19 protein-coding genes and 1 rRNA gene are annotated in these 17,826 nt (G+C 42.5%); 2 read left to right on the forward strand and 18 right to left on the reverse strand.

Annotated elements, in window-relative coordinates:
• Positions 1–71: 71 nt before the first annotated feature.
• From yabG to M3180_RS21455, 6 genes are all read right to left on the reverse strand, one after another.
• Positions 72–941 carry a sporulation peptidase YabG gene (yabG, locus tag M3180_RS21430; protein WP_251671310.1) on the reverse strand — a complete coding sequence of 290 codons (870 nt, stop codon included), beginning with the start codon at positions 939–941 and terminating at the stop codon, positions 72–74.
• 91 nt (positions 942–1,032) lie between these two features.
• A complete protein-coding gene (rsmA, locus tag M3180_RS21435) occupies positions 1,033–1,914 on the reverse strand; it encodes a 16S rRNA (adenine(1518)-N(6)/adenine(1519)-N(6))-dimethyltransferase RsmA (RefSeq protein WP_251671312.1) in 882 nt (293 codons plus the stop codon).
• Entirely contained in the window at positions 1,914–2,468 is a 555-nt protein-coding gene (gene rnmV, locus M3180_RS21440) for a ribonuclease M5 (protein WP_251671314.1), read from the reverse strand. The genes rsmA and rnmV overlap by 1 nt, the downstream gene beginning before the upstream one ends.
• Before the next feature lie 141 nt (positions 2,469–2,609).
• On the reverse strand, positions 2,610–3,758 hold the full coding sequence (locus M3180_RS21445; RefSeq protein WP_251671316.1) for a resuscitation-promoting factor: 1,149 nt from the start codon (positions 3,756–3,758) through the stop codon (positions 2,610–2,612).
• A gap of 426 nt (positions 3,759–4,184) precedes the next feature.
• On the reverse strand, positions 4,185–4,958 hold the full coding sequence (locus tag M3180_RS21450; protein WP_251671318.1) for a TatD family hydrolase: 774 nt from the start codon (positions 4,956–4,958) through the stop codon (positions 4,185–4,187).
• 7 nt (positions 4,959–4,965) lie between these two features.
• Entirely contained in the window at positions 4,966–6,264 is a 1,299-nt protein-coding gene (locus tag M3180_RS21455; protein ID WP_251671343.1) for an HD domain-containing protein, read from the reverse strand.
• Between the two features lie 270 nt (positions 6,265–6,534).
• Between M3180_RS21455 and M3180_RS21460 the strand changes: the two genes are divergently transcribed.
• On the forward strand, positions 6,535–6,789 hold the full coding sequence (locus M3180_RS21460) for an AbrB/MazE/SpoVT family DNA-binding domain-containing protein (protein ID WP_251671319.1): 255 nt from the start codon (positions 6,535–6,537) through the stop codon (positions 6,787–6,789).
• Positions 6,790–6,886: 97 nt separating this feature from the next.
• On the opposite strand, the gene rsmI is transcribed toward M3180_RS21460, so the two are convergent.
• The 10 genes from rsmI to M3180_RS21510 form a co-directional block, all read right to left on the reverse strand.
• Entirely contained in the window at positions 6,887–7,765 is an 879-nt protein-coding gene (gene rsmI, locus M3180_RS21465; protein ID WP_251671321.1) for a 16S rRNA (cytidine(1402)-2'-O)-methyltransferase, read from the reverse strand.
• Positions 7,762–8,487, reverse strand: coding sequence for a tRNA1(Val) (adenine(37)-N6)-methyltransferase (locus tag M3180_RS21470; protein WP_251671323.1), 726 nt, complete (start codon positions 8,485–8,487; stop codon positions 7,762–7,764). The genes rsmI and M3180_RS21470 overlap by 4 nt, the downstream gene beginning before the upstream one ends.
• A 75-nt stretch (positions 8,488–8,562) precedes the next feature.
• Complete coding sequence (locus M3180_RS21475; RefSeq protein ID WP_251671325.1) at positions 8,563–8,940, reverse strand: initiation-control protein YabA; 378 nt, start codon at positions 8,938–8,940, stop codon at positions 8,563–8,565.
• Between the two features lie 46 nt (positions 8,941–8,986).
• On the reverse strand, positions 8,987–9,790 hold the full coding sequence (locus tag M3180_RS21480) for a PSP1 domain-containing protein (RefSeq protein ID WP_251671327.1): 804 nt from the start codon (positions 9,788–9,790) through the stop codon (positions 8,987–8,989).
• 3 nt (positions 9,791–9,793) lie between these two features.
• Positions 9,794–10,777: a DNA polymerase III subunit delta' gene (gene holB, locus M3180_RS21485; RefSeq protein WP_251671329.1), complete on the reverse strand. Its 984-nt coding sequence runs from the start codon at positions 10,775–10,777 to the stop codon at positions 9,794–9,796.
• Positions 10,778–10,792: 15 nt separating this feature from the next.
• Positions 10,793–11,236, reverse strand: a complete 444-nt coding sequence (locus M3180_RS21490; protein WP_251671331.1) for a YaaR family protein — start codon at positions 11,234–11,236, stop codon at positions 10,793–10,795.
• Positions 11,237–11,253: 17 nt separating this feature from the next.
• Positions 11,254–11,583, reverse strand: coding sequence for a cyclic di-AMP receptor DarA (darA, locus tag M3180_RS21495; protein ID WP_213520459.1), 330 nt, complete (start codon positions 11,581–11,583; stop codon positions 11,254–11,256).
• Positions 11,584–11,748: 165 nt separating this feature from the next.
• Positions 11,749–12,387 (reverse strand): dTMP kinase, encoded by a 639-nt coding sequence (gene tmk / locus M3180_RS21500; RefSeq protein WP_251671333.1) that lies wholly within the window; start codon positions 12,385–12,387, stop codon positions 11,749–11,751.
• A 165-nt stretch (positions 12,388–12,552) separates the two neighbouring features.
• A complete protein-coding gene (locus tag M3180_RS21505; RefSeq protein WP_251671335.1) occupies positions 12,553–14,067 on the reverse strand; it encodes an aminotransferase class I/II-fold pyridoxal phosphate-dependent enzyme in 1,515 nt (504 codons plus the stop codon).
• A 70-nt stretch (positions 14,068–14,137) separates the two neighbouring features.
• Entirely contained in the window at positions 14,138–14,344 is a 207-nt protein-coding gene (locus M3180_RS21510; protein ID WP_251671337.1) for a sigma factor G inhibitor Gin, read from the reverse strand.
• A gap of 185 nt (positions 14,345–14,529) precedes the next feature.
• On the opposite strand from M3180_RS21510, the gene M3180_RS21515 reads away from it, so the two are divergent.
• Entirely contained in the window at positions 14,530–15,069 is a 540-nt protein-coding gene (locus tag M3180_RS21515; protein WP_251671339.1) for a transposase, read from the forward strand.
• A 66-nt stretch (positions 15,070–15,135) separates the two neighbouring features.
• Here M3180_RS21515 and M3180_RS21520 read toward each other — a convergent pair whose 3' ends face one another.
• Both M3180_RS21520 and rrf read right to left on the reverse strand, forming a co-directional pair.
• On the reverse strand, positions 15,136–17,328 hold the full coding sequence (locus tag M3180_RS21520) for an Ig-like domain-containing protein (RefSeq protein WP_490715537.1): 2,193 nt from the start codon (positions 17,326–17,328) through the stop codon (positions 15,136–15,138).
• A gap of 419 nt (positions 17,329–17,747) precedes the next feature.
• Positions 17,748–17,826: ribosomal RNA gene (gene rrf / locus M3180_RS23080) — 5S ribosomal RNA — on the reverse strand; the annotation flags it as partial.

A 17,826-nucleotide genomic window follows, 5' to 3' on the forward strand; every position in this document is an offset into this window, starting at 1 on the left:
TCTTGTCAACGGTTAATTCGCCCATTTCATCCAAAATTAATATTTTTTTATTATGCCATCGTTTTTTCTTCTTATACATACGATTTTGGTCGCGGATAACCGACACGATAACGGCCAAACGTTTCGATCCCGCCCACCCCATCTATACCGCTTATTGTACCGGATACAAGGTCAGGCAAATCTATAATGCTCTTCATCGGTGTGTAGCTCGCTTTGATCGCTACGTAAACCGGGTCTAATGCATGAATAAGTATTCTACCTGGTGAGCTTGCAAAATTCGCACCGGAGTGCAGCAGCGCTTCATAATGGGATTGACAGGCTCCAGCAACGACTACCAAACTGTCTCGATTGCGATCATATTCACGAGCTACTCTCACAGCATTAACAAAGTTCTGAGAGTTTTTATAGCTGCTTAAGCTGGCTAGCTCAATGCCTTCGCGATTTTTAAGCACGCCGTCATGACCTGTGATGACAACAATGTCAGGCTGAACAACAGGAAGCAGACGAAGCAGCGCGTCAGCCATCTTCGACTCACTTACATAAAAGCCTTCTGCCGGCACCTTTGTCGCTTCGTACAGCTGCATGCTTTTTTTCAAATAATTCGCATCGCCATCCAGATGCAGCACCTTGCCTGGCCATTCAAAATACATGTCACTGTCAAGGGTATCCCGCCTACGCTGTCCATCTGAGCCAATGGACGCAGGCTCCTCTAGTGTTGTATTGATTTGTCTTAAAGCTTGATTGACCTTGTTACGCACTGCCATATATGCGGCTTGGCTTGCTGCTTGGTCGTGAATCGATGCTAGGTCATGTCTTGGTGCATCTGCCAGCAGACGAAAATCTAACCCCTTTAGGATTACATAATCATTTTGCATCGCTTCGATTCGAAATAATACGTCTCCGCCATACGATTGACGAACAACTAAATCACCTTGCTTCATAGGCTAATCACCTCTTCATCTATCGTATGGATAGTGAAGAAAAATGGTGAGTCCTGACAAGCAAAAAAATATAGGGCGTTTTAAGCACGCCCTATATGACTAATCCTGAACGGGACAATGCCCCGCTTAGCGCTGCATATTCCTCAAGACTCAACGTCTCACCTCGACGAGAGGCATCGATATTTATAGACTCAAGCAGCTCAGACAGCTCAGCACGCTTATCCTTGCCTGTTAACGCAAGTAAATTATTCATTAACGTTTTACGTCGCTGTGCAAACGCGGATTGCACGACACGGAAAAAGAACGCCTCATCATCGACCTCTACGGCTGGACGATCACGCAGCGTTAGCTTAATAACAGCCGAATCGACATTGGGCTGCGGAATAAACACCGTATGTGGAACGATGCATACAATTTCCGTTGTACAGTAATACTGTACAGCTACGCTGAGGCTTCCGTATTCTTTGCCGCCAGGCTTTGCTGCCATCCGCTGAGCGACTTCCTTTTGAATCATCACCACAATATGCTCTAATGGGAGTTTTTCCTCCAGCAGCTTCATCAGTATCGGAGTTGTCACATAATACGGTAAATTTGCAACGACGCTCACCTTGCTCACATCATCAAACTGCTCAGCAAAAAGCTCGCGTAAATTGACGTTTAATACATCGGCATGGATGACGCTTACGTGAGACTCGTCCTCTAGTATTTCAGTTAAGATTGGAATGAGTCGCTGATCAATCTCAACAGCAGTAACTTTACCTGCTTCCTCTGCAAGTCGCTGGGTTAGCGCGCCGATGCCGGGACCGATTTCCAGCGCTCCCTTTTCCTTCGTTAGCTCTGCCGCACCTACAATACGATTCAATATATTGCCGTCAATTAAAAAGTTTTGACCCAAGCTTTTTTTGAAAGAAAAGCCATGCCTTTGAATAATTTCTTTCGTGCGCTTAGGTGTCGATACCTCGATTTGCTTCATTACTCGTTTTCCTCCAGCCTATAGCCTAATTGATCTACTGCAGCATAAAACTCTTCTCTTGTAATATTAAAGCTCGTACAGCGCTTATAAAACTGCTTTCCGTTGGCATAGCCGATGCCGAGCAGCTTCCCAAGCTCTAATCGACGCTCTGCCGCATTAGAGTGAACGAGCAGGCCTGCCTGCATCAAGTCCTCCAACGCAATCTCGCCCTGGATCGTAGCCGTCTCTGTACGCAGCTCGGCAAGTGCTTGACGAATGGCCTCAGGGCTCGCATTTTCAATACCGATGTCGCCTTTATAGGATGCCTTCTCCTGCGGTAGAAAGGCATGCTTGCATCCTGGAGCTACACCTGCCACGATTTTGCGAATTCGCTCGCCCGCATGATCGGGGTCTGTAAAGATAATAATGCCCCTTCGTTCGTTGGCAAGCTTAATTCGAGCAAGCACCTCTTTACCTATCGCAGATCCATTTGTTTCTATCGTATCGGCCTCAACAGCTCGTTTTATCGCTACTGTGTCATCTTTCCCCTCGACGACGATGACCTCTTTAATCAAACTGATTTCCACCCTTCATACGAATAACGATGTTCCTGATAACTACATCTAGTATAGCCGATATTGACCCTCAACAAAAATAAAAGAAGAGGCCTAGGCCTCTTCCTTTATTCATCCGGTTATTTCGATAAGTGAATACGGTTAGCTCGCCTTTGGCTTGTTAGGGCCGATAACATAAACCGTAACCCCTTTTTTCTTACCAAACTTCGTCGCTACATCGACATCATCGAAATAAACATCAATTTTATTACCTTTTATTGCGCCACCCTTATCCTCAGCTCTTCGTAGGCCTACACCTTCGATGTAAACCCACCAGCCCATCGGGATAACAGAAGTATCCACAGCAATCGTACGCCCTTCTTCAACCTTGCTGCCTGATGCAGTAATGCCGTAGCCTTTATCGCCTACATCCTTGCCAGTTGATTCAGGTCCTGCCGTGTAAGCCGTCAGCGTAACGTTCTTTAAGACCTCAGAAGCCTTAAACTGATAATCGCCAACCGATACCGTTTTGTTAGAGCTACTGCTGTTTGCCAGCGTAGTGATCGCTGGTTTCGCTTTTGCAGTACCTAGTGCGACGATCTGATCGATCGCTTCTGTCTTCACGGTTTCCTGCACAACTTCTTTCGATACGAGCACACCATCTTCATAGCGCTGCTCTACTTGCTCAACAACTACACCGACTTGACCTGGCTGCACAACCTTCTCTGTGCCCTTATCCAAGGCCTTGTCTTCCTTCTTCACAATAGAGAAAGGTACTGTCTTTTCTTGCGACGTAACCTTCGTTTCAACACGAACAATTTTGATTGTATCGTTAGCCTCCAGCTCAGCAGTTAGTGGAGGATCTATTTTATCTTGACTGCGAATCGATATATTCAAATTCTCGATCGCTGCCTGCACCGTTTTCTCCGTTGTGTATACTTTAGACGATTTTCCGTCTGCTATTACATTGATCGGCATTGCATAATTAATCTCGATTACATCACCATTTTTTATTGGCGCACGAAGTGGTGCTGAGATTTCGTCATGCGGCCCAACCGTAATAGCTTGTTCATCCAGTAGGCGTTGCAGGACCCATTGTTTAGTTGTCACAACAGTTTCTTGTCCATTCACTACTACGGAGACGTTTTTTTCATTCGTCCCGTACAACAACACCAAAAACATGAAAGTCATAGCGATTGAGATTGCAATACTTAACATAATCAAACGCAAGTTTCCATGCTTCCATCGCATTGCGAAAGTCATGCTGGATGATCGTTTGCCATGGGTGTCCTTGTCTGGAATTAATCCCACTTCATCGGTCCTCCTTCATAGCCCCGCCGCCAAGTGTTACGCATGTTACAACTGACGCGACTATAACCTATATGGCGTGCTTTGCACGCTTCCAGTTTAGCTTCATCCTCCTCAATACTATCTCTATGAGCTCTATCTCTCTTTTATGCAAAATCAATAGAACAGGAAGTAATGACTGTGAGCGATCATGTCCCTCCTCGAAATCGAATATGGAGTAAGAAATGCAAATGATTAAAACTGGAAATTCAATACAGAGTGTAAAGTTCTGAAATGAATCATACCTTGTTCACGGTGGACTTGTAAAGACACGATAAAATGCGATTTTCAAGAAAAAACTAGGTTTCTTCCGAAAATTATATTAAATTTAGCGAGTAAAATCAGTTTTTTCGTACGAAAGGTCTTTATTTCTTCCGATTGTAGCGGTTTCTACATAATTCGGAAACATTTTTTACCATTTTGCATAGTAATCGTCGCTAGTTCCTCAAGTGAAATTTCCTTTATTTGTGCTGCTGACTCAGCGACAAGCGACACATATGCAGACTCATTTCGCTTTCCACGATATGGATGAGGTGTAAGATATGGACAATCCGTTTCGATCAATAAACGGTCGAGTGGAACGTTTTTCAGCACCTCTTTTGGAACTCTAGCATTCTTAAAAGTAATAGGCCCCCCGAATGAGATATAGAAGTTCATATCTAGACACTGTTTTGCTGTTTCCCAGCTACCAGAAAAGCAGTGCATAATCCCTCCAACTTCTTCAGCTCCCTCTTCTTGAAGAATGCGGACGATATCCTGATGAGCATCTCGATTGTGTATAATGATCGGCTTATTCACCTTTTTCGCAAGACGAATTTGCTCGCGAAACACTTGATGCTGAATGTCCTTGGGCGAAGTATCCCAATGATAATCAAGACCGATTTCACCAATCGCCACCACTTTCGGATGTGAGCAAAGTGACTCGATCCACTCGAGATCTCCTTCCTGCATATGAATACTTTCAACGGGATGCCAGCCAACTGCAGCATAGATCCAATCATACTTCTCAGCTAAAGCCATTGTTGTCGGAATCGTTTGTCGATCAAACCCGATATTTACAATGAGCTCAACCCCGGCTTCCTTCGCCCTTGCAATCATCTCGTCGCGATCCTCGTCATATTGTGACGCATCTAAATGTGCGTGAGTGTCGAATAACTTAACCATATGTATGCTACTCCTCATCATGTATGTTAAAAATTTGTTTAATATTAGCACTTAACCGATGACGTTGTCTAATTAGCTTCTCTTCTGGGTAATACAGATGGTAACGCCCTTGATGCAAACCGCTAATTGAGGAAACAATGTCTGAACGTGTTGCAATTTCTGATAATGATCCATCTTTTTCTAGCAGCATAATCGGGGCCTTTTCCTTGCCGTCCATTGATGCTTTCTCCGTTCGATATACGTCATAAGGTCGATCAAAAGGATAGTCAATTTCCATATAGTATTCTGGATCAAGCCCTAGCTCTGAAAACGCTTTTTCAATCTCATCAAGCGACTCAGCAGATATTTCCTCGAACGTTATATATTGATATAGCTTTCGATTCATGAAACGATAACAAAGCTCTGCCAACAGCTCATCTGATTCTTTCTGCCAGCGGCTGAATGTGTACTGAACTAACGACTCATCTAGACTTAAATAACCATCCAGCGATAAGTTTCCTTCTATTAAAGAACCGATGGCTGGCTCCATCCATTGAAAAGAGTATCCTGTCGCATGAAGCTGCTTCGCTCTTTTAAATATTTGTCGCAATATAATCTCTGAGCTTCGTGTTACGGGATGGAAATATACTTGCCAATACATTTGATAACGCGACATTAAATAATGCTCCACGGCATGCATGCCACTTTCCTTCACAACAATCGTGCCTTGATGTGGCCGAAGCACACGCAGAATCCGCTCCAAATCAAAGTTGCCGTAATCTGTCCCAGTAAAATAAGCATCCCTAAGCAGATAATCCATCCGATCTGCATCCAGCTGGCTCGAAATTAAGCTTACTACAATAGACTGGCTGTACGTCTTTTGAATCACCTCTGCAACCTGCTGCGGAAGTGTCGGAGAAGCTGCTGATAATATGCGATGAATCTCTGTGTCTCCTAGCAAGATATTCACGGTCCATTCCTCGTGATCCGTTCCAAATATTTCTTCAATAGAATGAGAGAATGGAGCATGACCGATATCGTGCAGTAATGCTGCGCACAACGCGACCATTCGTTCTTCCTTAGGCCAGTCTGGATAATGATGACGTTCAAACTGCGAAATAATTCTGCGGGTGATCTCATATACGCCCAGTGAGTGAGAGAATCGACTATGCTCAGCTCCATGGAATGTTAGATAGGTCGTACCTAGCTGCCTAATTCGGCGCAGACGTTGAAACTCGGAGCTATTAATCAAATTCCAGATTAATTTGTCCTGCACATAGACATAGCTATGAACAGGGTCCTTAAACACCTTTTCTTCCCGCAGCATACTCAATTTATACTCCCCCTTTATTCAAGGTTTTGTCACATTTAAAGATTTTTGTCGAAGAATGTCGTTTTACAGTTTCCAAAAAGTCGCATTTGTTGTATTCTATTACAAGGAGAATTGCAGCTTAATACTATTAATCGTTGTAAAATAAGCAGTTTAATATGAAAAAATAATATTGACTGGTTTGGTAAGAGTTGGTATTATTAATTTAAATTAACACGAACATTGTCGAATAATGACAAAGTTCAAAAGGTGAGAGGACGATTTTTTATGATGAAATCAACTGGTATTGTTCGTAAAGTAGATGAATTAGGTCGTGTCGTTATTCCTATCGAGCTACGCCGTACATTAGGCATTGGCGAGAAGGATGCTCTAGAGATTTATGTAGACGGTGAGCGCATCATGCTTAAAAAGTATGAGCCTGCTTGTATCTTCTGTGGCAACGCTGAAAACGTTTCTTACTTCAAAGGAAAAATTGTTTGCCAAAATTGTCTATCAGAAATGCCTTCTCCTGTGACAAAATAAAAAAAATAAGGTATACTATACTTATCGACTTGTTAATTCTAACCTTTTTATACTCCTTGATGCCTTCCTGGACATATTATGCCAGGAAGGTCTTTTTTTATCGATTGATTTCGTTATAGACATCTCGCTTAGAAATACTTCGATCTAACGCTGTCTGTTTCATGGCAGCTTTACGTGGCATCGATGCTTCATAATAGCTGACATGCTCCTCTATACTCATCTTCTGCCACCAAGCATTTGCTTCCTGCTTAAGCTGCTCTGCACCTTCCTCATCTAATCCTTCTACGACTATGCAGAACTCTCCTAATGGCTGATGCTCTTCAAAGTGGGCAAGAAGCTCTGTGAAACGGCCTCTTAGCATTTCTTCATGTTTTTTAGTAAGCTCACGTGATATCGAAGCTTGACGATCTCCCCAGCTGTCTAACATAGCCTCTAATGTTTTTTTTATGCGATGCGGTGATTCATAAAATATAATGCTTTCTCGATAGTTTTTATACTGCTCAAGCAGCTGCTGTGTTGCTTTTTTGTCTCTTGGCAAAAAGCCAATAAACGTAAAGCGATCAGTCGATAGGCCAGATACAATTAAAGAAGAAAGCGCTGCATTCGCTCCGGGAATTGGAACAACGGCAATTTCTTGCTCTATAGCCATTCGTGCCAGATCCGCGCCAGGGTCAGATATAGCAGGCATTCCAGCGTCGCTAACTAATGCGATATGCTTTCCTTCTATTAAAAGCTTAATAAGCTCTGGTCCACTAGCTTCCTTGTTGTGCTCGTGATAGCTAACGAGTCTTGTTTTAATATCAAAATGCGTCAATAGCTTGCGTGTATTGCGTGTATCCTCAGCAGCAATAATATCTACTTCCTTGAGCATGCGCAGGGCGCGCATTGTAATATCCTCAAGATTACCTATTGGTGTTGCAACTAAATACAAGGTGCCTGATGCTCGTTCGTCCTGATAGCTTTTTTGAATGTTCATATGATTTGTTCTCCCGCTTCATTATATACAATTAATGGAGGTAGTACGCGCAGATCTGGCTTTCCGTCACGGCATGCTTCAATAAGAACCATATTGGCCTCACCTTGTTGCTTCGGATGGACAAACTGCACAATCTTAGGCTCAATCTTCCACTTGCGCAATGCTTCGATAATATCGGCTAATCGTGATGGACGATGAACGATAAATATTTTCCCTCCTGGACGCAACAGCTTGCAGGTTGCCTTCGCAATATCCTCAATCGTACACATGACCTCATGTCTTGCAATCGCATAATGCTCATTCACATTTTTATCACCAGCAGCAGGTCTCATATATGGAGGATTTACGGTTATTGCATCATATATTCCATTGCCCGCTTCAATTGCATACTGCCTTAAATCTGCTTCGATTACTTGAATTTGCTGCTCTAGCTTATTCATTGTGACATTTCTTCTAGCCATATCAGCAAGCCTTGGCTGTATCTCGATTGCATCAATAGCTGCCTCTGTTTTATCCGAGCATAGCAACGCAATCACGCCGTTGCCCGTGCAAAAATCAGCCACTCGTCCTTGCTTAGGCAGCTTAGCGAAGCGCGAAAGCAGCACTGCATCGAGTGAAAAGCTAAAGACATCTCTACTCTGTATAATATGAAGTCCTGAATCCGTTAACAGATCATCAATACGCTCGTCATCGTTAAGTATAACATCGTTACTCTTGCTCAAGCCTTTCGCTCCCCACACCATTAATTTCGAAAAAAAGCCGCCCTTATCAATATAAGGGGCGGCCTTAACAGTTTACTATTTATTAAGGAAAGATAAGCAGAATAAGCAATCTCCCTCAGTACGAAGATGTCCATAATACACATTGCATATATGAAAGCCTTCATAATAAAGCTTAGCAAGATTATCATGACCTTCACCTGGCTCATCAGCAGGTTGTTCTTGCGGTAAAGCCTCGTCATGCACCTGAGAGAGAGGCTCGGATTTTGGACTTGAGCGTTGTTCTTCTTGCTCACGTTCAAATTTCAAAATTCCTCTTAGCTGCTCATTCTCCTGTGTAAGACGTTGATTTTCCTCAAGCAAGGCTACAACCCTCTGCTTTAACAAGCCAAGATCTTGATTCATTGCTTCAGCTCGAGCTTCAAGCTCTGTCATTTGTACGAATATATCCTTCATCTCTAAGTCTCCACCCCAGAGTTACATGCTAAGCTACAACTGTATTTTATTTTGTAACAACATCATCCAAAGAAAGCTCCTTTGGCTTCCCTGGTATATCAAACAATTGAACGAAGACGGTTTTGGTTGAAGCATTGATTCCTGTTACTTTACCTTCACCAAGTGACGTAATGACAAGCTTACCAACTGTCGGCATTTCTTCACGTACACTTTCATAGTTATCATGCTCGAATTTCAAGCAGCACATTAATCGTCCACACAAACCCGATATTTTAGTAGGATTAAGAGATAAGTTCTGATCCTTGGCCATTTTAATGGATACTGGCTCAAAGTCACCTAACCAGGAGGAGCAGCATAATACGCGTCCACACGGGCCTATTCCTCCAAGCATTTTCGCTTCATCGCGCACACCAATTTGGCGCAGCTCAATTCTCGTACGGAAGACACTTGCTAAATCCTTTACGAGCTCACGAAAATCTACTCTTCCCTCCGCTGTGAAATAAAAGATGATTTTATTGCGGTCAAAGGTAAATTCTACATCTACAAGCTTCATGCGCAGCTGGTGATGTTGGATTTTTTCCAGACATGTCGTAAACGCTTGTGACGCGGCACTACGGTTTTCATCGACCACCTGTGCATCCGTCTCATTTGCGATCCGAATCACACGCTTAAGCGGCAATACGACATCCTCTTCACCAACCTGCTTTTGACCAATTACTACTTTTCCGTATTCTATACCGCGAGCTGTCTCAACAATAACGTGTTGTTCCTTCTCTACGGGATGATCTACAGGGTCAAAGTAGTAGATTTTGCCCGCCTTCTTAAAGCGAACACCTATAACATTATACAAGGATTAGCCCTCCTGTAATTTTACCAAAAGTTGCTCAATAGAAAGTTGGGGCGTCACGTTTGCTTTAATACGCTTGTCCGCTTCAAGAATATGCTCCATACAGGAAACCCATCCAGCGAAAGAGCGTGAGAAAGCATGTGCGCTGATCCATTCCAATTGATCAATAAAAACTAGGTTTTCTTGTCTCCCAGCTTGGAATTGTGTCATATCCTTAAACCACAGCAATAACAGCTGCAGAACAAGCTCAATTTGATCAGCATATTCTCCTTTAAATAGCTTTTGAGCTGCTGTCAGCATAGCTGTAGTATATGTTGTTATGCTTTCCTTCCCTAATTGTATCACTAGCGTTCTGATTTCTGCAAACCCATTCTTTTCAAGTATGGCTCGCGCTCCATCAATACCAGAGCTTAGTTGTACAGCTGCCCTAGCTAGTGTTGGAGACGCCCCTTCCATTGTAAGCTGCTCTAGCATAAGCTCAGGCGATAACGGGGTAAAGGGCACGTTCATCGTCCGCGAGCGGATTGTTGGCAGAACGGCTTGTACATTGCTTGTAATGAGCAGGGCAACTACTGGTGAAACGGGCTCCTCTAAAAATTTAAGCAGGCTGTTTGCCGCTTGAATCGTCATTTTCTCAGCCTGCTCAATAATATATACCATTCGACCACTCGTCGTTTTACGATAGGATAAATCCCGCTGCAGCTGACGAATTTGATCTATTTTAATGGACTGGCCTTCAGGCGCAATAGTTCGCAAATCCTGTTGATTGCCATTCTCAAACTTGCGACATTGTGCACATTGATTGCATGCCTCGCCTTCATTAGGCTGCTCACAAAAAATTGCTTTGGCAAAGGCAAGGGCACAAGCAAGCTTTCCAGTTCCTGAGGGCCCTTCAAACAAATAAGCATGCGAGATGCGCTTCTGCATTAAAGCATTGTTCAAAATACGCTTCGCTTTCCATTGATGCTCTAAGGTTTCCTCAGTTTTCATTCTGTACTCCTTCAATTAAAAAACTAAATTTATTAAAATGCCTCTAATTTCGCCTAACGTATGCAGGAGCTCGATACGTCCTTCCTCTGTCTCCAGCATCTCCTCCGCAAGCAAAACGAGCTTCTCATCTACTTCCTCAAGCAGCTTGTATCGTTTAACACGGCCTCTGCGGTCAAAGCCTCTGACCTCTTTCAGACCGATGCCTCTTCTCAATGTATCCTCGAGAAATTGCTTCACCATTTGGCGATACAGCTTTAGTTCTCGTACAGTCATATGGCGAGCTAGACGATCGCCCTGTTCTTGTATGCTTTGAATTTTCTGCTTCAGCTCACTAACGGAATGAGCGTGATCCTTTTGGGCCAGCATATCAGAAAATTGACTTGATGACACCTGCTTTGAGACCGTTCCACTTGCTGCACGACTTTGACCAAGTGGTCTAAAGCTTTGATCTACCCTCATTACTTATCACTTCCACATTAAAAATGTTCAAATCGTTCAACAGGAACAACGAATACTGTCGCTCCGCCTACCTGTACCTCTACCGGGAATGGAATATATGAATCGGTTGCTCCGCCCATTGGAGAAACAGGCGTTACTAATTGATCGCGTACTTTACAGTTGTTGCTAATGACTTGGAATACTTCATGCACTCGTTCATCTTCAACACCTATCATAAAGGTCGTATTACCTGCGCGTAAAAAACCACCTGTACTTGCCAGCTTTGTCGCACGAAATCCTTCTTTCACAAGCGCATTAGAAAGACGGTTGCTATCCTTATCCTGTATTACTGCAATCACCAGTTTCATTATATTCCTCCTCTTATTCATATTTTTGAAACGAAGGTTAATTCTTCTATATATAATATTGTGAAACCGTTTGTATGTGTAACATTTAGACGTTTATATATGAATTTCCTTCTATTGAACTCATTATATTATTTGTTAGCTAGTTCGTCCATGTTGTGACGCTAATTAAACATTATTCCCCAAATATTGATCAAACACACGCTTGACCTCTTCAAACACGGCATTGAGCTGCTCATTCGCATTAATTTTAACGATACGCTCTGGGAATCTATTCACCACTTCTAAGTATCCTTCCCTTACTTTATGATGAAAGGAAAGCGATTCGAGGTCTAGCCGGTTAACCTCTCTATTCTCATTTTCCCGAATACGCTGAAGCCCTATTTCAGGGTCCACATCGAGATACAAAGTTAAGTCTGGAAACATACCATCAACGGCGAATTCGTTAATCGACAAAATTTCATCTATTCCTAGCCCTCTTGCATGACCTTGGTAAGCAAGACTGCTATCAATAAAGCGATCGCAAATTATTGTTTTCCCATCCTGAAGCGAGGGTGAAATTTTTTCTATGTAATGCTGTCGTCTCGCTGCTGCATATAACAACGCTTCCGTACGACCATCCATCATTGTATTATTCTTATCCAATATAACGGATCGAATTTGCTCCGCAATCGCAATTCCTCCAGGCTCGCGTGACGTAATGACTTCAAGCCCTTTGGAGCTGAGATATTGTGCTGCCATCTCTACGATCGATGACTTGCCAGCACCTTCATTACCCTCCAAGGTAATAAAATAACCCTTTTTCATTTATATGGTCCCCGATCATTATAATTAATCATATTGCTTTACTTACTTCTTTACTTACTTCTTTACTTATTATAACAAAAAGCCTCCACACGTAGGCATTTGTTTTATCCTATTATAAACAGTACCCTGCTAGAACATAATCAAGCTGCTCTGCAGGGCACCCTTCTATTCGTTTAATAAATATACTTTTAGCTTTAGTTCATTTAGCGAATGATTGCCTTGGAATTTTGCGCCTGCTACTATATAGCGTTGAAGCTCATCTATATGTGCTGCTGTAATCCATTCTCCTTCATATAATAGCGGTATGCCCGGAGGATAGGGCACAACGAGCTCTGCGCAGCGTTTTCCTATAGCCAGTTGAAGTGATACGACCTCCGTTGATCTCGAGCCTGGACTTATCCGGCTAAATGCTACAGGCGTACTTACTGCTAGCTGTCCATCGGAGCTATACGTGTTTACTGAGTAGTTTAAAGCAGGCTGAGCTGCTGAGAGCTTCTCCTCATTTATTTTTTCTAAGGCATGCTTAACCTTGATTAGCTCTTCCTCAGTCAATGCCATATGCAGTATGAACACCGCATAACGTGTTGTAGCCATCTCAACCCAAACACCGTTGTCTTCTAGCCTTTGCTGCAGCGCATAGCCGCTAAGGGCATGTGTCGTATCGTATAGCAGCAGTCGGTACGGATCCTGACGGTAATCGCTACTGTCAGGTAACTCTGCAATGGCGAATCTCGTATGTTCGCTAATCCAATAGATTAAGTGTTCACGTAACGCATAGGTTTGTCCAAACCACTGTTCACCGTAATGCTCTAGCGTTGCTCGTGCCAGATCTAAGCTACTCATAATTAGGTAAGAGGGACTTGAGCTTTGCACGATAGCAAGCTGCTGCTGTAAGCGTTCCTTATCTAGATAAGGCCCCTGAATGTGCAGCATTGCCCCCATCGTCAATGCTGGTAACGTTTTATGAGCGGACTGAACGACACCGTCAGCACCACTGGTCAGAGCCGATGGTGGGCTGTGTGGAGCAAAGCCATAATGTGCACCATGCGCTTCATCAACTAGTAAAGGAATATGATAACGATGAACAAGCTCTACATAGGGTGTCAAATCTGCACTTAATCCGTAATAGTTAGGATTCGTTAAAAAGACTGCTTTTGCTTCTGGGTATTGCTGTAAGGCTTTAGCAATGGTTGTCAGGCTTGGAATGACTGATAGCTCGGTGTGAGGCTCTAGCTCAGCTTGCACGAATACTACCCTAGCGCCTGCCAGCTTACAGCCGTTAATAACTGATTTATGTACATTACGCTGAACAATGATGATATCATCGGTCTCGCATATAGAGAGAATTAGAGCTAAATTACCTGCTGTACTCCCACCAACTAGAAAAAAACTATGCTCACTCTGATAGAGTCTCGCGGCAAGTTGCTGTGCTTCGGCTATCATTCCTTGAGGATCATGTAAATCATCGGTATGAGATAGCTCGGTTATATCTAGCTGGGCGATTTGAGATAACATGCGTAGATGCTGCTCCATTTGTGCAGATAGCGTGTCTTCTTTATGCAGCATACGATAAACCATGCCATTGCGATGTCCCGGGACATGAAATGATGTCGGTCCATTAGAAGTGAATTGAAGCAATTGATTGGTGATTGGAGTATTCCACTCTGGACGATTCACCATATCCATCTCCTTTTACGTGTTTTAAACATTTTACTATAAATAAAAAACGACTGATACCATTCAGTCGTTTTTACGCATTTGCATTCGGCTCATAAAATATAGTTTTCATCCTCGATACAAAAAAAGGATAGCGTTCATCCTTCACATCGATTTTAACGATCTCCTGCTCACAACTAGAGCAGATGAAGCTCTTTACAATATGAAGGCCAGCAGCGCTTGTATTGCCGCATATTGTACAGCTGCTTTGCTCTTTTGAATTCATAGCATTCGTATTCATCGCTTTCCCACCTTTATTTCCCTGTTTACAATAGTATGCCTTCTATTCTATGAAAATATACCGATCATTTTCAATACTTATACATATGCCCGGTCATTGCATTTGGTGCATGTTCATCATATCAATAACTGCGATTCCTTATCCGATATATAATGGTATGAATGTTTAAAGGAGCAGGTTAAACTATGAAACAAACGCTTACCGATCATCCAACAGCAACGATCTATCAATATAAGCATGTTAAACGTATCCTCATACGCAACGAATTGCTCGTTAGTTATCTACTGAGTGCATTAATTGTAGTAGCCTTTCAATACTTGTATTACGACATGTATGGTCTATTCTCTACGTTGATAGGCTTTGTTGCGTTACAGGTGCTTCATTTTCTAATTATGTGGCTTACCTTTATCACTGTCCACCAAGCAGCGGATCGTAAATGGAAGTGGACCATTATTCCCCCGTGGACAGGATTCATACCAGCTAACGATATTAGCTTCTCTGTATTTCGCCGAGTCCATAACCAAATGTTCTGGCTGGGAATTATCGTTATAGGCGTCATTCAACCATGGCTACCAACGTCAATTAGCATTAGTCTATTTGTTTGGCATATTTGGCTTCTAGCTCCTCGTTTATTAATTAATTTGAGGTTGCGCAAATTGTCTAAAAAGAAGCATACTGGCATTCTCCGTATCCAAAACAAAGAGGTCAACTTATTTCAGCCTTAATCAACCTCTTACACCTATAAAATAAAGAAGAGGACTCCTATTGGAATCCTCTTCTTTTGCTTTGATTTATTTTACAGTAACGCGAATCGTTGTACTTTTTCCACCGTAGGTAGCTTTAATCGTCGCAGAGCCCTTGCTAACTGCTGTTATTTTACCGTCTTTAACGGTTGCTACACTAGCCTTGGACGTTGTCCATACCGCCTCTTCCGTTACAACTACTGGACTGCCAGTCGTGTAATTAGCTGTAAGCTTTACTGTGAAGGTTCCTCCAGGCGAAAGCTTAGCAGATCTATCTGATAGTGATAAGTTTTTCAACTTTGGAGATACGATGACGGGTACATTAATTGTATTGCCTTGATACGATCCCGTTATTACAGTATTTCCAACCGTTAGCGCTTTTACCGTATTACCTCTGATCGAAGCTATATTGGTCGATAATGAACTCCAATCTATCTTAGAGTTGAGTACTACAGATCTACCATCCTTATAATAACCCGTTACTTTAATGGACTTCGATCTGTTCGGATATAACTCTAAAACCTCAGGCTCAACCACAAACTTTACAACTTCTTCTTCAATTCTCACTTTGATCGACGTTGACTTATTCAGATACGATGCCGTTAATGTGACCGTTGAAGCCTCAAGACCCTTCATTGTATCGGGCTTTAGTATAAGGTTTTCACTAGAAGCTTTCCATTTTACTTTATCAGATACATCTTCTTCATCACCATCTACATTGATAACCGTTACAGACGGGTAAGCTACATCTTTTCCGATAACAATATTTAGGTTTGAAGCATCCGCAACTAACTTAAGCGGTTTAGCGTGTGTAACTAATTTTACTTCATCCTCATAGTTTTTAATTTTAGCGGTGAGGACCGTTTCACCAATTTCCTTTGCTTGCCACTTTCCATCCTTAATGACAGCAATACTTTCATCCTTAGCAGACCACTGTACAAGCTTAGAAACGTCAATCTTTGAACCATCGAACAATTTGCCAGTTACAGTTGGGAGCTTTTCACTGCTATTTACAAACCCATCAATCGTCTCACTATCGATGCTAAGGTCCGTAATACTAGGATATACAGTAACGGTAACACTGCGGCTTAAACCTTTATACGAAGCAGTAATTTTCGTTGTACCGACCGCCTTAGGTGTTACTACTCCATTGTATACAGTAGCAACAACAACATCCGAGGAGCTCCATTCTGCTAAGTTCGTTGCAAGATATGAAACATTAGAGTTATGCAATACCTCAGCTTGAATTTGCAATGGGTTGTCCTGTAGGAACATATGATACTCATTTTCAGGCGATAATCTTATCGATTGATAGGCGGTGCGCACGACCACCTCAGTAGTTTTAGTTACACCCTTATGCGTCACACTGATTGTTGTTTTACCAGTACCTATCGGTCTAACGAATCCATGTTCAACAGTAGCGACTTTAGGATTGGCACTTGTCCAAGTTGCATCGTCCGTAACGTCTACTGTGCCGCCTGCTTTAAGTGTTGCTACCGCTTGAAGCATGTAATCATCTTGGCCAACTTCCAGCTCTAATTGATTGCTTGGCGAAATCGCTATGGACTTGTATGGTGAAGATACGTTCACAGTGATGGAATCTGACTTACCTTTTAGCTTAGCTGTTATGGTAGCTGTCCCTGTTCCCATTAATGTAACCGTGCCCTCATCTACAGTAGCAACGGAGGCATTGGACGTTGTCCAAGTAGCTTCCGATGTAATGTCTTCCACATTTGAGTTTTTAGTTCCATTCAGTGTATATGTAAAGGATTGGCCGAGCTCTCCTTGCACTTTTGAAGGAGCAGCTTCATTATTATTCATAATTGTTACGCTGTCATATAAATAATCTGAGATCGCTCTTATCGATACTTTATAGTCTTTATAGGTCGCACTAATGAGAGCAGATCCTTTGCCGACACCCGTAATTACCCCTTTATCAACCTTAACGTAGTTTGTATTAGATGATTTCCAAGTTACCGCTGAAGTGACAACTTTTTTTGATGTTGATCCTTCGATTGATGCTAGAACATCTAACGTTATTTGATCCTCACCAACAATTAATTCAAATGATGAAGTACTGTTATTATAATCTAAAGGATCATAATCAAACTCTATTCCAGTTACCTTATCCTCTGCTGCATACGTCATTCCTATCGATAAAGATGAGATTAGCGCAATTGCAAGCAAAACGGCTAACCATCTCTGTCCTCGATGCAAAATAGTGATTCCACGATCAGACATTTTCAAAATAACCCATCCTTTCAGCCTAAATAATGTATTGTCTATCTTATTAACGGTTTATCAATGAGAAAAGTTGATAATTTCAAGGAAATATATTGAAAAATATTCCTAGGCATCACGTCTTCCTATACTACCGCTGCCTCATCATCGAATATACGTCGATCAGAATCAGACACTCTCCTGGTTTACCGAAGTGCCTTCCTTAGCAAGACTCGCACTAATAGGTGACTATTTCACACGCCATATACTAATCTATACAAATCAATTCTAATCAGTTTGTAAGTATACCGCTCATAAAGTTAGTTATTCTTTCTTATTACTCTAAACCTCACCGTCTGAGCTCTACGCAATCACCATGCATCACCACTACATCCGCACAACAAAAAAAGCCTACTGCATACGCAATAGGCTTCCTTCGTGCTTGGCAACGTCCTACTCTCCCAGGACCCTGCGGTCCAAGTACCATCGGCGCTGAAAGGCTTAACGGTCGTGTTCGAG

Origin of the sequence: Paenibacillus camelliae (assembly GCF_023715345.1) — a bacterium.
Taxonomy (GTDB): domain Bacteria; phylum Bacillota; class Bacilli; order Paenibacillales; family Paenibacillaceae; genus Pristimantibacillus; species Pristimantibacillus camelliae.

Bases quoted from the DNA above. Each gene is read 5' to 3' on its own strand.
- M3180_RS21490 (WP_251671331.1), bottom strand. From the start codon at position 11,236: ATGAGGGTAGATCAAAGCTTTAGACCACTTGGTCAAAGTCGTGCAGCA.
- rsmI (WP_251671321.1), bottom strand. From the start codon at position 7,765: ATGAACATTCAAAAAAGCTATCAGGACGAACGAGCATCAGGCACCTTG.
- holB (WP_251671329.1), bottom strand. From the start codon at position 10,777: ATGAAAACTGAGGAAACCTTAGAGCATCAATGGAAAGCGAAGCGTATT.
- M3180_RS21460 (WP_251671319.1), top strand. From the start codon at position 6,535: ATGATGAAATCAACTGGTATTGTTCGTAAAGTAGATGAATTAGGTCGT.
- yabG (WP_251671310.1), bottom strand. From the start codon at position 941: ATGAAGCAAGGTGATTTAGTTGTTCGTCAATCGTATGGCGGAGACGTA.
- M3180_RS21520 (WP_490715537.1), bottom strand. From the start codon at position 17,328: ATGTCTGATCGTGGAATCACTATTTTGCATCGAGGACAGAGATGGTTA.
- tmk (WP_251671333.1), bottom strand. From the start codon at position 12,387: ATGAAAAAGGGTTATTTTATTACCTTGGAGGGTAATGAAGGTGCTGGC.
- M3180_RS21475 (WP_251671325.1), bottom strand. From the start codon at position 8,940: ATGAAGGATATATTCGTACAAATGACAGAGCTTGAAGCTCGAGCTGAA.
- darA (WP_213520459.1), bottom strand. From the start codon at position 11,583: ATGAAACTGGTGATTGCAGTAATACAGGATAAGGATAGCAACCGTCTT.
- M3180_RS21450 (WP_251671318.1), bottom strand. From the start codon at position 4,958: ATGGTTAAGTTATTCGACACTCACGCACATTTAGATGCGTCACAATAT.
- M3180_RS21455 (WP_251671343.1), bottom strand. From the start codon at position 6,264: ATGCTGCGGGAAGAAAAGGTGTTTAAGGACCCTGTTCATAGCTATGTC.
- M3180_RS21505 (WP_251671335.1), bottom strand. From the start codon at position 14,067: ATGGTGAATCGTCCAGAGTGGAATACTCCAATCACCAATCAATTGCTT.
- rsmA (WP_251671312.1), bottom strand. From the start codon at position 1,914: ATGAAGCAAATCGAGGTATCGACACCTAAGCGCACGAAAGAAATTATT.
- M3180_RS21510 (WP_251671337.1), bottom strand. From the start codon at position 14,344: ATGAATACGAATGCTATGAATTCAAAAGAGCAAAGCAGCTGTACAATA.
- M3180_RS21515 (WP_251671339.1), top strand. From the start codon at position 14,530: ATGAAACAAACGCTTACCGATCATCCAACAGCAACGATCTATCAATAT.